Annotated in this window: 10 protein-coding genes; 2 read left to right on the forward strand and 8 right to left on the reverse strand. The window is 58.2% G+C overall.

Features of this window, described 5'->3' with window-relative positions; translation table 11 throughout:
• Nucleotides 1–93: 93 nt before the first annotated feature.
• Nucleotides 94–1182 (forward strand): LacI family DNA-binding transcriptional regulator, encoded by a 1089-nt coding sequence (locus AC0IXH_RS21240; RefSeq protein WP_471720962.1) that lies wholly within the window; start codon nucleotides 94–96, stop codon nucleotides 1180–1182.
• Here the strand turns inward: AC0IXH_RS21240 and fucO are convergent.
• The 8 genes from fucO to AC0IXH_RS21280 form a co-directional block, all read right to left on the reverse strand.
• Nucleotides 1154–2305, reverse strand: coding sequence for a lactaldehyde reductase (fucO, locus tag AC0IXH_RS21245; protein WP_346567187.1), 1152 nt, complete (start codon nucleotides 2303–2305; stop codon nucleotides 1154–1156). The two genes, AC0IXH_RS21240 and fucO, sit on opposite strands and share 29 nt — an antisense overlap.
• Before the next feature lie 135 nt (nucleotides 2306–2440).
• Complete coding sequence (locus tag AC0IXH_RS21250) at nucleotides 2441–4042, reverse strand: APC family permease (protein WP_471720963.1); 1602 nt, start codon at nucleotides 4040–4042, stop codon at nucleotides 2441–2443.
• A 338-nt stretch (nucleotides 4043–4380) separates the two neighbouring features.
• On the reverse strand, nucleotides 4381–5574 hold the full coding sequence (gene ampH / locus AC0IXH_RS21255) for a D-alanyl-D-alanine-carboxypeptidase/endopeptidase AmpH (RefSeq protein ID WP_134822788.1): 1194 nt from the start codon (nucleotides 5572–5574) through the stop codon (nucleotides 4381–4383).
• A 130-nt stretch (nucleotides 5575–5704) separates the two neighbouring features.
• On the reverse strand, nucleotides 5705–7285 hold the full coding sequence (locus tag AC0IXH_RS21260) for a methyl-accepting chemotaxis protein (protein WP_053144897.1): 1581 nt from the start codon (nucleotides 7283–7285) through the stop codon (nucleotides 5705–5707).
• 106 nt (nucleotides 7286–7391) lie between these two features.
• A complete protein-coding gene (gene opgB / locus AC0IXH_RS21265) occupies nucleotides 7392–9689 on the reverse strand; it encodes a phosphatidylglycerol--membrane-oligosaccharide glycerophosphotransferase (RefSeq protein ID WP_471720964.1) in 2298 nt (765 codons plus the stop codon).
• Between the two features lie 373 nt (nucleotides 9690–10062).
• The gene (locus AC0IXH_RS21270) at nucleotides 10063–11556 is read right to left on the reverse strand and encodes an FGGY-family carbohydrate kinase (protein WP_013203906.1); all 1494 of its coding nucleotides are present in this window, start codon (nucleotides 11554–11556) and stop codon (nucleotides 10063–10065) included.
• 14 nt (nucleotides 11557–11570) lie between these two features.
• The gene (locus tag AC0IXH_RS21275) at nucleotides 11571–12416 is read right to left on the reverse strand and encodes a class I fructose-bisphosphate aldolase (protein ID WP_041692131.1); all 846 of its coding nucleotides are present in this window, start codon (nucleotides 12414–12416) and stop codon (nucleotides 11571–11573) included.
• Complete coding sequence (locus tag AC0IXH_RS21280) at nucleotides 12388–14166, reverse strand: glycerol-3-phosphate dehydrogenase/oxidase (protein ID WP_471720965.1); 1779 nt, start codon at nucleotides 14164–14166, stop codon at nucleotides 12388–12390. The genes AC0IXH_RS21275 and AC0IXH_RS21280 overlap by 29 nt, the downstream gene beginning before the upstream one ends.
• Nucleotides 14167–14496: 330 nt before the next feature.
• Here AC0IXH_RS21280 and AC0IXH_RS21285 point away from each other — a divergent pair, with 330 nt between their 5' ends.
• Nucleotides 14497–15648: a porin gene (locus AC0IXH_RS21285; RefSeq protein ID WP_013203902.1), complete on the forward strand. Its 1152-nt coding sequence runs from the start codon at nucleotides 14497–14499 to the stop codon at nucleotides 15646–15648.
• The last annotated feature ends 18 nt before the right edge of the window (nucleotides 15649–15666 follow it).

Raw genomic sequence — 15666 nt, forward strand, 5'->3', positions numbered from 1 at the left:
GTGAGACCGGTCTCAAGTCAGCTATAGTGATAGTAGACACAGCCGGTAAAAGCCGTCAATCTTCATCCACTCAAGGTGTGATTCGAAATTATTATGACCAGAGCAGCAGCACGGGCCAAAGCCCCAACCGTCGCCGATGTGGCCCGCGAAGCCAACGTGTCGAAAGCGCAGGCCGCCCGAGCGTTGGGCGGCTATGGCGCAGTGAGTGAAGAGGTGGCCACCCGCGTGACCGATGCCGCCGGCCGCTTAGGCTATCGCCCCAACGAGCTGGCACGCAGCATGAACACCGGGCGCTCGAACACGCTGGGGGTGATTGTCGGCGATATCGAAAATCCGCACTTTGGCCTGGCGCTGCGCGGCATCTCCGACGTGGCGCGCCAGGCGGGTTACCATGTGATCCTCAGCAACAGCGATGAGCAGGTGGACATCGAACAGGAAGCGGTGCGGGTGATGCTGGATAAGCGCGTGGACGGCATTATCGTCGCGCCCTGTAGCTCGGCGGCCGGACACAATCCGCATCTGGCGCAGATTCTGGCGGATGGCTGTGCGCTGACCCTGTTCGATCGGGGCGTTTACGATCTGGATGTCGAGGTGATCGGCGTGGACTTTACGCCTGCGGCGCAGGAAGCCACGCAGCAGCTGCTGGAACTGGGACACCGGCGGATTGCCTATGTCACCAGCATGCAGTGCGAGGGCGGCTATCAGCAGCCGGAGGATTTGGGGCTCACACCGGTGGCGCAGCGTGTGGCGGGCATGGAACGGGCGTTTCTGCAGGCGGGCGTGACCTTCCTGCCGGAGATGATTAAAACCGATGCGATTGATGATGCGGCGATCGGCAAGATTGTCGCCGAACTGTTTGAGGATGGCCCGCCGCCGTCGGCGATTGTTGCCTCAGACAGCCTGATCGCCCAGTCGCTGATGCGTGAATTCGCGCTGCGCAGGCTACGGATCCCGCAGGATTTGTCGTTTGTGATGTATGACAATTTCCCGTGGACGGAAATCGTGTCGCCGCCGCTGTCGGTGATTGAGCAGCCGGTGTATGAGATGGGCCGGGAAGCCGCCCGCCGCGTGATTTCACAAATCCGTGGCGATGATGCCGGCTCCCAGCCCACTTTCACTCCTCGTTTTATCCGCCGGGGGTCGGTTGGTCCGGTCAGTACAGCTGGCGATACAGCTCGGTGATATCGGCCAGCGTGGCGTCGCGCGGGTTGCCGCCGGTGCAGACATCGTCCAGTGCCGCCTGCGCCAGCGCGGCAATGTCTTCCTCTTTCATGCCGACATCACGCAGCCTGGCGGGGATGCCGACGTCGGCGGAAAGCTGTTTCACCGCGTCGACCGCCGCCACCCGCACTTCGCTCAGGCTCAAGCCGCAAACTCTTGGGACGTTCATTGCCCGGGCAATATCACGGTATTTTTCGCCGGTGTATTCGGCATTCCATGCCATCACGTGCGGCAGGATAATGGCGTTGGCCACGCCGTGCGGCACGTTGTAAAACGCCCCCAGCGGATGCGCCATGCCGTGAACCAGCCCCAGCCCGACGTTAGAAAAGCCCATGCCGGCGATATACTGTCCCAGCGCCATATCTTCCACGCCTTTGGCATCGCCTGCGACCGACGCCCGCAGCGAGCGACTGATAATTTGCATCGCTTTCAGGTGCAGCGCATCGGTTAACTCCCACGCGCCCTTGGTGGTAAAGCCTTCAATCGCATGGGTCAGGGCATCAATGCCGGTGGCCGCTTTCAGCGAAGGCGGCATGCTGGCCATCATTTCGGCATCGACAATCGCTACCACCGGAATATCGTGCGGATCGATGCAGACGAATTTGCGGCGGTTCTCTTCGTCGGTGATCACATAGTTGATGGTGACTTCGGCAGCGGTGCCGGCGGTGGTGGGAACAGCAATGATTGGTACTGACGGGTTGCGGGTGTCGGCGAAGCCTTCAAGGCTGCGCACGTCGGCAAATTCCGGGTTGTTGATAATGATGCCGATGGCTTTTGCCGTATCCTGCGGGGAACCGCCGCCGATGGCGATCAGGTAGTCAGCGCCGGCGGTTTTAAACAGCTCCACGCCTTGCTGCACCACGCCGATGGTCGGGTTCGGCACCACCTCGTCATAAATCATATAGGGCAGATGGTGGCGGTCGAGCAGCGCGGTGACTTTCTCCACCACGCCGGCTTTCATCAGCGCCTTATCGGTCACCAGCAACGCTTTGGTAAAGTGGCGTTTGTTCACTTCACTGACGATTTGCGCGATCGATCCCGCACCAAACCAGGCTGTTTCATTCAATACCATTCTGTGTTGCATATCGGCTCCTGCCTTGAAGGTTTTTATTATACTCGAGAGGTCGGGGGGAAATATGCGCAGGAAATAGCCGGCGGGGTATTGATGGAGATCAGTCCAGGGCGAGTTTTCTCGCCCTGGTGAGGTTAACGCGGTGGATTAATTGTGGGCGTATTTGCCGGACGGTTTTTCGTCAGCGTCGGTGGAAATTTCTTCATCATCGGTGATTTCGGGCACCGACAGGCTGGCCGCTACGCCCCAGTAGTAACAAACCAGTGAGGCGATAGTCACCAGGATCATATCGGTCGGCGACGCGATCGCATTGATGCCGCCAAAGGTGCCGAAATAGGACAGGATCAGCACCAGCAGATAGTAAACCAGCAACCACCAGGCGCATTTCAGATCGCGGCCTGAGGTGTCCGACTTCTTACCGAATAGCGCATAGCCCACCCACGCCAGCACCAGAATCGGGATCAGGATTTCGTTAACCGACCAGCCGCTCCAGTAAATCAGCAGCGTACTGGCGACAAACGCCAGCGGGCTGAGGATGGCGGCAACCGGCAGGCGGAACGGACGGGGCATATCCGGCAGATGACGACGGAAGGCGCCCAGGGTGATCGGGCCTGGCATATAGGTGAACACGGTGGCCGAGGTCACGGCACCAATCAATCCGCCCCACACCTGGAACTCCGACGGCAGCGTCCAGGCAATCGACAGGATCAGTGACAGCCATAGCGCGCCGCGCGGCACGCCGGATTTGGCATCCACTTCACCAAAGATTTTAAACAGGTGGCCGTTACGCGCCCAGGCAAACAGCACGCGGCTGGCCCCGGCGAGGTAAATATTGCCGGTACCGGCCGGAGAGATCACCGCATCGACGAGGATCAGGTTAATCAGCCAGGTGATCCCCAGGCTGCGCGCCAGATCGGCATACGGCGACTGGAATACCTGCTTCAGCCCATCCCATCCGTGCGCCGACAGCGCTTCGGACGGCACCGCACCCATAAACGCATATTGCAGGGCGATATAGATCACGAAGCTCACCGCGATGGCGATGATGATCGACAGCGGCACGTTGCGCTGCGGATTTTTGGCCTCACTGGCGAAGTCCACCGCCTGGCGGAAGCCGAGATAGGCAAACACGATGCCGGCACCGGTCAGCGAGGTGAAGATGCCATGCGCGCCGCCCGGTGGCGGTGGGGGCACATCGAGGTTTGCGCCGTGGTAATACATAAACAGCGTGCCGATGGTCAGCAGCGGCACGATGAATTTGAAGGTGGTGACGATGGTGTTCACCCGGCCAAAGAAGCTGACGCTCCAGTAGTTCAGCAGGAAGAAGCCGACCAGCAGCAGGATCTGCACCGCGAAGCCCAACGCCGTCGGGCCGCCCGCGCTGTTACTGACCGCCGGCCACCAGTACTGGGCATACTGACGTACCGCTTCCACTTCCACCCCGGCGGTGCTGGTGTAGGCCAGCAACGAACTGACGCCGATCACAAAGCCGACCACGTTGCCGTGTGAGAAGTTGGGATAACGTACAAAGCCGCCGGCGCGCGGAATGGCGGCAGAAAGCTCGGCAAACACCAGGCCAATCATCAGCACGATAATTGCCCCTAAAATCCATGCCCATCCGGTCTGTGCCCCGGCATAACCGGAACTGGTCAGCGCCGCATACAGCCAGCCGGAGCCGATCATCGAGCCGATCCCCAACAGGCTGAGATCAACCAACCCTAACTTTTGTTTAAATGCCGCCTTCGCCATAGGAACCTCATGATGTGATGTCGCGAGTTATTGCTTACCGCTTTCTATTTTGGGTAATACGGTAAAAGGGGGATGTAGCATATTACGTGCCAGTAAAAATAACGGCGCGTGACGGTATTAATTTACCGGCGAGTTTCTGATGAAATAAGGGCGTAATACGGGCGGAATAATTGCGGAGGGCGTTGAATACATTCGCGGAGAAAAAAGGCGGTGAGCGCCAGTAGTGCGCTGCGCACCCGGATGATCCATTATTTAAACTTTATAATGGATATTTACATCCAGATATATTCGTGGCTTATTCCCGGCGGATTTAAGGCGTCCGCCGGGTGAATCGCATATTAGTTGGACATAATGCTGGCCGCTAATTGCGCACTGTCAGGCGTATTGCCAATTAATTCGGTCAGCAGATTATTCACCCCATCGCTCATCGGCGTGAAGTGCGTTTGCGCCGAGCGGGTGACCACAATAAACACGCCAACGCTGTACTGCGGCACCATCGCCATATAGGTAATAAAGCCACCGCCACCGCCGGTTTTCTGAATGATGCCAGGACGGCCGCCCTGAGGCGCCATATATACCCAACCCATGCCCAGCGCCGTGGCTTTGCCCGGCACATCCATGCCGATGACTCTGCTTAACTGGTCGCGCTGATAAATCATGGTCTGAATGCGGTCGGCCTGCGGCGTGCGCGGATGCACGTCGGAGGAAAGGAACTGCTGCATCCAGCGGCCCATATCATCCGGCGTCGAGTAAATGCCGCCGCTGCCAATCGCCGCCAGCGTATTCATGCACGGGCTGGCGCCTTTCGCGGCCACCATCAGGCGACGACACTGGTCCGGTGACGGCGTAAAGGTGGTGTCCTTCATGCCCAGCGGACGGGTGATTTCACGCTGAAGCAGCGCCGGATAGGGCACGCCCGAGGCTTTAGACAGCGCATCACCCAGCAGATCGAAGGCCAGGTTAGAGTAGGCCGCCTGGCTGCCCGGCGCGGCTTTCAGCTGGGCATTGTCCAGCCAGTTCCAGCGCTGAGCATGCGTCGGCCAGACAAACACCGGACGCTGCGCCTTGCCGCCAGGCTGTTCGCGAGGCAGGCCGCTGGTGTGCGTCGCCAGGTTGATCAGGCGGATGGTTTGCCCGGCGTAACCCGGCACGCTGCTGCCGGCAGGGGCATATTTGCTTAACGGATCGTCAAGGCGAACCACGCCCTGTTCAGAGAGCTTCACCAGCAGTTCGCTGGTCAGCAGTTTGGTCAGCGAGGCAATGCGGATCACCGAGTCTTTCTGCGGGCGCACGTTGCTGCCTGGACGGACATAACCCTGGCTGGCAAAAACGCGCTGGTTGGCATCAATTGCCACCATCGCCATGCCCGTTGCCTTGGTGTTGTAGAAGATGTTCTGCGCGTAGCGGTCAACAATCTGGGACGCAAGAAGCGGGTCGGGGCTGGTTCTCGCTGCCATGCCGCTAAGCGGAAGGGCAACAAGCATTAGTGCCAGCAAACGGTGAAGAAGGGGTTTCAACGTGCGGTCATCCATCTGAGTCAGGCTTAAGAGAAACCTTATAGTAATCTGTTTTAACCCGGCTTAAAAAGCCGTCAGCGTGCTTTTATCAGCGACTTTCGCCACAAATTTGTATCAAGAGGGCACACAGGTGCCCTCTCAGGGATCAGGCAAGCGCCTGACCGTGGTACTGCGCGTCGTTAACCTTGAACACGCTGATCGCCCGCGACAGCTGTTCTGCCTGCTCTTGCAGCGATTGCGCCGCCGACGCCGACTGGTTTACCAACGCGGCGTTCTGCTGCGTCACCTGGTCCATCTGGGTGATCGCCATGCTGATCTCGTTGATGCCGGTGCTCTGTTCTGAGCTGGCAATTGAGATTTCGCCCATGATGGCGGTCACGCTTTTCACGCTGCTCAGCACTTCTTCCATGGTGGTGCCGGCTTTCGCCACCTGCTTGCCGCCTTCGTCCACTTTGCTGACCGAGTCTTCAATCAGCTGGGCAATCTCTTTCGCCGCTGAAGCAGAACGCTGCGCCAGGCTGCGCACTTCCGAGGCCACCACCGCAAAGCCGCGACCCTGTTCACCGGCACGCGCCGCTTCTACCGCCGCGTTCAGCGCCAGGATGTTGGTCTGGAAGGCAATGCCGTCGATCACGCTGATGATGTCGACAATTTTACGTGAGGAACCGTTAATCATCTCCATGGTGCTGACCACCTGCTTCACCGCATCACCGCTCTGGCTGGCGACTTTCGACGCCAGCGCTGCCAGTTCATTGGCCTGGCGGGCGTTGTCGGCGTTCTGCTTGACGGTTGAGGTCATCTGCTCCATTGCCGAGGCGGTCTCTTCCAGCGAGCTGGCCTGCTGCTCGGTGCGTGATGACAGGTCCATATTGCCTGCTGAAATTTCGCTGGAGGCGTTATGGATCAAATCGGTGCCGGAGCGCACTTCGGTGACGATGCGCAGCAGGTTTTCGTTCATGTGCTTGAGGGCCTGCATCAGCTGACCGGTTTCATCGGTAGAGTTGACGCGGATCACCGTGCGCAAATCGCCTGCCGCCACGTTCTCGGCAATGGTTACCGCTTCACGCAATGGACGCACGATAGAGCGGGCGAGGAAATAGCCCAGCAGGACTGCGGCCAGGATCGCCAGGGCAGAGAAGATCAGGGTGATATGGATCGCACTGTTCCCTTCCGTGCCGGCCAGCGCGCCTTCAGCGACCAGCTGTTGCGACTGCGAGTCGGCAAAGGCGGACGCCAGATTCAGATAGGTATTCTGAGCCGGAGTCATTTTTTGCAGCGCGAACGCGGCCGCTTCATCCTGGTTACCGGCGCGGATCATCTCCAGCAGCGTGGATTTCGCCGTTTCAAATGTTTGCGCGGCTTCTTTAACGGCCTGAATTTTTTTGATGCCTACGGGCGTAGTTTGCAGCTGGGCAATCTTGCCCACCGCCAGATTGGTTTTGTCGGTGGCGTCGGTCAGCTGACCGAAGCGCTTAACGTTGTACTGTGGGCGGGTGGTGTCGATAACCATGCCGCGCAGGAATTTAATCTGATCGTTGACGCCATCGCGCACGTCAAATGCCAGGCGGACTTTGATATAACGATCGCTGACGATGCTGCTGACCGCGTCGTTAATGGTGTTGATTTTGACTACTGCGGTGGCGCTCACGATGATCAACAACAGGATCACCAAACTGAACGCAGCGCCGAGGCGAACCCCGACCTTCATATTTTTCACTGATGCCATCACATGTTTCCCTCTGAAAGACAGGGCTTTCGTTTGCGCCCCTGAAGCAGGTTAAATCGGCAACAGGGGCGAAAACTTGATGAATATTTGTGAGGCAGGTCTCAGTTTATTCGGTGGCGGTCACCTGCAGGCTGACCAGGCCGATGCCCAGCTTACGTGCGGCAAAGCCGTCGATAGCGCCTTCGGCGGTCTCTTCCGGCGCTGGCGGCAGGATTTCAATGGTGCGCGACTGCGACGGATTAGTGAAATGAATCTTAAGCGTGCTGTCGGCATTGCTCAGCGTAATCTGTTGCGTGCTGTCACCCACTTTGAGGGTGAACGGCTTCTGGCTGTTTTTGCCAAAGGCCCGCGCGGTCAGCGTCAGGTCAAAGGCCGCCGGCAGCGGTTCCAGATACTGCACGGTGACGGTCGGCAGCAGATTGGCGTCTGACCAGCGTCCACCCCAGGGTTCGATAAAGGAGAGGCCGGTGACCTTTTGCACCTGCTTCGGCAGGCCCGGCAGGCCGAACATGATGTGGTCGGCGGTATAACGCAGATCGTCGTCGGTGACTCTCAGGCGCGTCACCGCCTGCTGATAACGCGCGTCGCTCTGTTCGCCGGTCTGTTTAAAGGTGACCTTGCCCAGCGTGTTGCCCGCTTCAATCTGCAGGATCTGCGGCGCGGAATTCAGCGTGCCGTCAGCGACGCAAAGGCCAGGGTTCAGCTCCAGCTTCTCGTCCCAGACATCGCCCATTTTGAAGCAGCGGTCAATCCAGACAAACTTCTCGTCGGGCGCAAAGTTCGCCAGCTGTTGCTTTAACGGCGCCGCGAGGTAGACGTCAAACTTTGGCTCAATCTTGTTCGGCTTCACCGACAGCAGCAGCGGCAGCTTGAAGTGCATGCCGGAGAAGCTGAAGGTGTTGCTGACCGTATCAATTTTGTAATCGGAAATCGATTTCGGGAAGTTCCACAGCTTGATGACGTCGGGCTTCCACTCGTTGATTTTGTCTTTGATATTCAGATAGGTGGCCACCATAGAGGTTGACGACAGGCTGCTGCGGCCAAGGCCGATAAAGTTATCGCCACCCATCGCATCCAGCACCGTCGCGCCGTTATCCAGCGTGCTGCGTTTCACCGGCAGCACTTTGCTGGTGACGTCGTTGCCGCGCACCATAAAGAACAGATCGCTGCGGTCGTGCTGGTTCAGGTATTTGTAGGCGGTGTTGTTCATCGCCAGGTGATCGGAACTGACCACGATAATGGTGTTTTTAAAGTACGGCGTAGCCTGAATGCGCTGGATCAGCCGGGCAATATGTTCCTGGCTACAGGCCACTGCGGCAAAGGATTTGTTCGGTTTGCCCTCATACGGATAGTCTTTGCGCTGGCAGCTGCGCGAGATAAATCCGTCCGGATGATGGGTATCAACGGTCAACGCAAACAGTGAGAAAGGGCGGTTCTGCTTCGCCAGCTCAAGGTATTTATCGAACACCACGTCCAGCAGCGTGTCGTCATACCAGCCCCAGTCGTTGCGGTAGTTGGGATCTTTGACCACCGATTTCAGCTCGTTATAGCCATACAGATGGTCGAAGCCGTGCGAGGAGAGGAACAGATCTTTGCCGGCGAAGCTCAGGCTCGCGCCCTGGTAAAAGTAGTTCTGGTAGCCGGAAGACTTGAGGATGTCGCCCAGGCAGACGTTCTGCGGGTAGAAGGTGGAGAGCGAGCTGGAGGCATTGCCGTCAAACGGTGCAAACAGCGGGATGCCGCACTGCGAGGCCACCATGCCAGCAATGGTATATTCGGTTCCCGGCAGCTGTTCGGTATTGCTGAAGTCGTAGGCGTTATCTTTAATCTTGCTCAGTTCCGGCGCCAGACCGGGAAAGGCTTTTTCATCGAAATAGGTGCGCTCCAGGCTTTCGGCATAGATATAAACCAGATTGGGCTTATCCCCGCGAAGCTGTTTTCCCGGCACTTTGTAATGGGTATAAAAATCGGAGTTACCTTTTCCGACCTGGGATTTAATCAGGCTGGCCACCTGCTGATAGGCCGGCGTGGTATTGATCGAGGCAACGGCCAGAATCACCGCCAGCAGGCTGTAGAGCTGACTGGCGCGATGGCCTTTGCGCAGGCGTAACAGCCAGGACAAAACGCCAAACAGCACAACCAGCGCGACAATCAATCCCACCGCCGGAAGAATATATTTGCTGATACCGGCGCCGCTTAAGCTGCTGGTGATGGTGTAAATAACCGCGTCATTAATGCCTTCGCCGGTAAAATAATTACTCGCGAGCATTGAGGCGTTCAGAATGATATAGATGCCAAGAAACAGCAGAATAGCGCTGAACCACAGTTTATTTCTTCCGGCTTTCCAGGTGTAAAGCGACACTGAAGCAATGAACAGTACCAGCGAGAGTAATTCTGAACCCATGAGCTTTTTTTTATCCTCAACCTGACGCGATCCCTGCCCTGTGCCGGAAGTAGCAGTGGTCTGATCTGCGCGTAATATGCCAATTTAGCGCAGCGAATTATCCCTGGCAATGTTGTTACCACCCAGCAAAATGCGGCTGACCGCGTGGTTTATGACGGTCTGTTTACACTTTGTTTAAGTTTGTATTATTTTCAAATCGGTAACATTAACGTTTTGTGGGGCATAAGCGGGCCAGATGACGGGAAGTTCGTTGAATTATAAGCAAAATGCGGAAGTCGTCCGCCAGCCTGCTTGCGGAGTGTTAAGTTAAATTAACGTTATTTACCCGGCGGCTACCCAACAGCGACGTAACGGAATTCAGATTTAGATCACGTTAAGCCAGGTCGTTAAGCTCTTCATGCCAGAGGCTGTCCATCGCCCGCTCCAGCTTTTTGAACAGGCGATAACGGGGTTCATGGAAGGCAACGCGGGCAGCGTCGGGCTGCAAAATCACCGGGTTGAGCTTGACCGCCTGCGCCACGCCTTCCGCCAGATTCGCCCAGATCCCTACGCCGACGCCGGCACAGATTGCCGCGCCCAACGCGCCGGTCTCTTTACACTCCGCGACCTGAATCGGGATCGCCAACACGTCGGCAAACATCTGTGGCCAGACGCAGCTGCGGCTGGCACCGCCAGAAAGGGTAGCCGAGGTGAACGGCAGTCCGGCCGCGCGCAGCCGATCGATATGCGCACGGTGAGAAAAGGTCACGCCTTCAAATAAGGCGAACAGCATATCGGCGCGGGTGTGCCAGCCGCTGAGGCCATAAAATCCGGCCTTGGCCGGTTCTTCTTTCCGGCCGGAATAGAGGTAGGGATGGTAGACCGGCAGATGCGCATCCGGCACCACCTTTGCCACTAAATCACTGCTTTGTTCTGCGCCGCTGCCGCTGCGGCCGTCGGCAAACTCGCGGATAAACCAGTCCAGATTGGTCGCCGAGGTGGCGCTGGCTTCAATCGCCATATAGCGATCGCGCTCAATCAGGGCGTTCATAAAGACCGGGCGCAGGTAATCAGGACGGGACACCACCACCTGATTAATGCTCCAGGTGCCTGCCACAATCGAGGCTTCGCCTGGCAACACCACGCCGGAGCCAACGGCACTGGCCACCACGTCAAAGATCCCCGCCACCACCGGAATACCGGCAGGTAAACCGGTAAGCTGCGCGGCATGTGGGGTGACGGTGCCGACCACTTCGCAGGATTCATGCAGGGCGGGAAGCAGCGGCAGGGCGTCCGCCAGGTCGTACAGGGCCAGCAGGTCGGCGCTGTAGCCGCGAACGCGGTGATCAATCAGCCCGGCTCCGGACGCATCGGAATAGTCAGCACTGACTTCGCCAGACAGGAAGTGACTGATAACGTCCTTGGCACAGAGCACATGGCCGATGCGCTGATACAGTTCCGGCCGGTTTCGCTTCAGCCAGCTCAGCAACACCGGCGTTGAGCTGGCCCAGACTTTTTGCAGCGAACGGGCATAAATCGCCGCTGCGTTGCCGCTCTGTTCCAGCTCCTCCACCCGGTCGGCGGCGCGGCTGTCGACCGACTGAATGCCGATTAACGGCTGCTGCGCCTGATCCAGCGCATACAGCCCGTTGCCATGTCCGGCGGCACCGACGGCGATCACCTGCGCATCCGGCATCTGTGCCAGGCAGGCTTTGATGGCGGCGGTGACGCCCAGCCAGACCTCGTTCACCGGTCGTTCGGCATAGCCGGGCTGTGGCTGGTGGGTTTCGCCCGCACAGCTGGCAACGGCGCGAACCGTGCCATCCAGATCGAACAACACCGCCTTAATCATGGTGTTGCCGGCATCAATGCCCAGCAGTTGGCTCATCGCATTTCTCCGTTTCAGCCAGCACGCTGATAGATCGCCAGCGCCTCTTCTCCGCTGACGCCCTGATGAATTATCGCCATCAGCGCCGTCACCACGCTGGCCGGATTGCTGTGTTGATAGACGTTACGGCCATACACCATGCCGGATGCGCCCTGCGCCATCAGCGCCGCGCTTTTGGTCAGCACCGGGCCAAGTTCACCCTTGCCGCCGCCGCGCACCAGCGTCGGACAACGGGCCGCTTCCACCACGCGGTGAAACTCTTCCACGTTATCGGTCGGATCAACCTTGATGATATCCGCGCCCAGTTCGCGCGCCAGCCGGACCAGCGGCACCATTTTCTCCACGTCGCCCAGCGAGCCATAGGCCGCGCCCTGTCCGGCCGCTGCCATTACCAGCGGCTCAATCATCAGCGGCATGCCGTAACGCTCGCAGGCGTGGCGCAGCCGGCCGATATTCTCAATGCACTGGCGAAAAATGCCCGGCTCATCGGGGATCAGATAGAGATTCACCACCACTGCCGCCGCGTCCATTTGCAGGGCCGCCAGAATCGGATCGTCCGGATTGTGCAGCACCGCCCACATCTCACGATGACGGGCGGCGTTATAGGCATTGCCGACGTCGGTGCGCAGCACCAGCGCGGGCTTGTGGCGCTGGGGCAATTGCTGAAGCAGATCGGCCTGGCCGTAATTGACCTGAATCGCGTCAGGCTGAGCGGTGACCAGGCTGCGCATCACGCTGGCGATATCTTCCAGGCCGATCAGGAAATCGGGCTCGTTGGCGATGCCGTGATCGATGGCGACATCCAGGCATTTACCCTGATTAAAGAGTCGGTTAAGCCTCACTTTCTGACTGGCTGACATGGCGGGTTTCCTTATTAACGGCCACAGGAGAAAGCCTGCCGAGCCCGTGCAGGCTGGCAAGACGTGAAAGGGTGTGATCGAGGTGCTGCGCGGCCTGTTCCGGCGACCAGCCGCGCGCCTCCGCCAGCAGGCGGTTGATCTCCGCAATCAGATCAACGGTCAGCTGTCCGCTGATGGCCAGCGGCGTGCGGCGAACCAACAGGTCCTCCAGCGTCTGCACCTGCTCGTGCGCGATCAGGAAGCGTATTTCGTTCTGGCTCCAGTTCGGGTTAGCCTGCAACGGCTGGTCAGGCTGGAGTGCCATGGTATGCAGCATCGCCTGGGCGCGGGTGCCGTAACGGGCAACCAGCTGTGAAACGCGCGCGGGCGTCAGGCCGAATTCCTCACTCAGTTCGTGCATCCAGATGGGTTTTCGCGCCGCATTGGGATAATTGCGGCCGCCGCCAATCGCCAACTCCACCGTGCTGACCTTGCGGCTTTCGCCCAGCAGCTTCAGCACCCGGTCTGCCGCTTCTTCGCCAAATTTGCGGAAGGTGGTCCATTTGCCGCCGACCAGGCACAGGGTGGTGAACTCCCGTCCGGCCACCGGCGGCAGTAATACTAACGAGTGATTGCGTGAAATGGTGCCATTAAAGGCCGAATCGCTGGCCGGAAGCGGGCGCACGCCGCTGAAGGTATAGAGGACGTCTTCGTCATTGACCTTAAGGTGGGGAAAGACAAAGCGCAGCGATTGCAGAATATAGGTTTTCTCGTCCGCTTCGCAGACCACATCATCCGGGTTATCCACCCGAATATCGGTCGAGCCCACCAGCACGTTGCCGTACCACGGGAACATGATGCACACCCGGCCTTCCTGATTCTCGTAGTAGACCATTTCGCCATCCAGCATCTGCAGCAGCTCCGGGCTGCGCAGGATCAGATGCGAGCCCTTGGTGCCGCCAATCAGCTTTTGCTCAGGCAGGGTTGGGCTTAAGGTGCCGTTCAGCCGATCGATCCACGCGCCGGTGGCATTGACCACCACATGCGGTCGCAGCGAAAACGTCTCGCCGCTGAAGCTGTCGCGCAGGGTGATGTTCTCGCCATCACACTGCTCAACGCTGACATAGTTCAGCGCCAGCGCGCCTGCGGCCGCACGCTCGGTATCGTCAATCAGTTCAAAGCCCAGCCGTTCCGGTGCGGCAATCCACGCATCGTAATAGGCGGCGCTGCACTTCACCCAGTCGGCAAAACCCGGCCAGCGTTGTTGGGTCTGTTGTTTAGTGTGCAACTGATGTTTGGGCATGGTGCCGAAGCGGCGGGACCAGGTGTCATACAGCGCCAGGCCGGTTTTGATCACCAGCGCGCCGCGACGACTCGGTTTTTCGGACAGGCGCAGGAAGCGTTTTCCGGCATTCATCAGGCCACCACCCCAGCTGTCAATGGGCACGGTGGTGCGCAGCGGCGCGACGAAGTGCGGCGCATTTTTTAACAGCCGGTCGCGCTCCTGTACCGACTCTTTCACCAGCGAAAACTCACCGGTTTCCAGATAGCGCAATCCGCCGTGGATCATCCGTGACAACGCGCCGCTGGCGGCCTGACACCAGTCGCCTTTTTCCACCATCACCACCGGGATCCCCTGCAGGGCCAGCTCGCGGAAGGTGCTGATGCCGTTGATGCCGCCACCAATAATCAGTACCGGCGTGCGGGTGAGTTGCCGGAGGCGGGTCAGTCGCGCCTCGCGATCGTCAGGCCTGCTGCTGTCTGATGCCATGCTGTCCTCCTTATGCAATCCTTTGTGAGGTATAGCAGTCAGGGACAGAAATTCACTCTGGTGTTGCAAAAGTGTTAACCCGCGCGGCTTTAACGGCGCTTATCGGCAAATTATTGCAAAACATCAATGCGGATGTGAATGCTGTACGGGAAACGCTAAAAACCGCACAAAATGCTTGGTTTCGTGAGTAAGTGCGTCAAATGACACATTTACTTAATGATTTCGTCAGCAAAAACGCACAAAACGGTCATGGAAGGCGATTTTTTGTCATGTTTCTCAGGCTATTATCTGCGGGCAAAATTCTAAGACGATTCTTTCCAGGGATACATTATGTTAACAAAAATGCGCGTTTTATCTCAGGCCATTGGTCTGGGGCTGCTGGCAGGCAGTGCGTCATTCGCCGCCCATGCAGAAGTGACTGTGTTGAAGCAAGATCCTCAGGCTGGCGACCCGCTCAGCCGCCTGAACTTTACCGTTGGCGGCAGTATTCGTCCGCAGTTCAACAATATGACCGGCGCCAGCGATAACGGCTCTTACAAGCGTAACGGCTTCGATGGCGGCACCCGTTTCCGCTTTGCGGCGGATTACTACCTGTTTGATGACATCAGCTGGATCGGTTACTACGAGCTGGGCGTGAATATTCCGGCGGTGTTTGACTGGGATAATCATCACGCTGACGGCGCTAACAACACCAGCCGCCGTATGCTGTATACCGGTTTCAAAAGTAAGACCTGGGGCCAGATGACCTTCGGCCAGCAGAACAGCGTTTACTATGATGTGGTCGGCGCGAAAACCGATATCTGGGATTACGACATGCTTGCCCAGGCACCGGGCAACGGCATCAACGGCGACTACGATGGTTCATACCGTAGCCGTAAGATGCTGAAGTACAAAAACACCTTCGGCGCGGCTGACGTCTATGCGTCATACCTGTTCAGCGATAACGAATACCTCCCGGGCAACGGCTTACGCTACAAGCGTCAGGGCGGCGGCTCGCTGGGTGTGGATTATCACCTGACCAAAGACCTGACCTGGGGCACCGCGTGGAACTACACCCGCGCAGAGATGCGTAACCCGGGCAACGGCGACAACAAAACCTACGATCAGAACATCTACGGCACTTCTCTGAGCTGGAAACCGGACAACTGGACCTTCAGCTTCGGCGGCGGTTACTACCAGAACTTCCTGACCACCAAGCAAGTTAACGTGAATAACTACTTCGCGGGCGATGCGTGGGGCATTGAATATCTGGCCGGTTACACCATCCCGGTGGGCCAGTACGCCCTGAAATCGGTGATGCCGTACTTTATGGGTGACCGTCTGGAATACGTTAACGACCGCAACTATCAGCGCATCGATAACGGCGTCGGCGTGACCTTCCAGCTGGATTACGGCTTCCGTGTTGACTACGAACACGTCTTCACCTCCAGCACCGACAACCTGGGTGATATGAACCTGGTCCGTCTGCGTTACGACTTCTAATTCGCTGTAAACCGTGAC

Source organism: Erwinia sp. AC075, assembly GCF_979253995.1.

What these genes read in the sequence shown, in the direction of transcription:
- AC0IXH_RS21240 (WP_471720962.1), top strand. Translation starts at nt 94, where the DNA reads ATGACCAGAGCAGCAGCACGGGCCAAAGCCCCAACCGTCGCCGATGTG.
- fucO (WP_346567187.1), bottom strand. Translation starts at nt 2,305, where the DNA reads ATGCAACACAGAATGGTATTGAATGAAACAGCCTGGTTTGGTGCGGGA.
- AC0IXH_RS21250 (WP_471720963.1), bottom strand. Translation starts at nt 4,042, where the DNA reads ATGGCGAAGGCGGCATTTAAACAAAAGTTAGGGTTGGTTGATCTCAGC.
- ampH (WP_134822788.1), bottom strand. Translation starts at nt 5,574, where the DNA reads ATGGATGACCGCACGTTGAAACCCCTTCTTCACCGTTTGCTGGCACTA.
- AC0IXH_RS21260 (WP_053144897.1), bottom strand. Translation starts at nt 7,285, where the DNA reads ATGGCATCAGTGAAAAATATGAAGGTCGGGGTTCGCCTCGGCGCTGCG.
- opgB (WP_471720964.1), bottom strand. Translation starts at nt 9,689, where the DNA reads ATGGGTTCAGAATTACTCTCGCTGGTACTGTTCATTGCTTCAGTGTCG.
- AC0IXH_RS21270 (WP_013203906.1), bottom strand. Translation starts at nt 11,556, where the DNA reads ATGAGCCAACTGCTGGGCATTGATGCCGGCAACACCATGATTAAGGCG.
- AC0IXH_RS21275 (WP_041692131.1), bottom strand. Translation starts at nt 12,416, where the DNA reads ATGTCAGCCAGTCAGAAAGTGAGGCTTAACCGACTCTTTAATCAGGGT.
- AC0IXH_RS21280 (WP_471720965.1), bottom strand. Translation starts at nt 14,166, where the DNA reads ATGGCATCAGACAGCAGCAGGCCTGACGATCGCGAGGCGCGACTGACC.
- AC0IXH_RS21285 (WP_013203902.1), top strand. Translation starts at nt 14,497, where the DNA reads ATGTTAACAAAAATGCGCGTTTTATCTCAGGCCATTGGTCTGGGGCTG.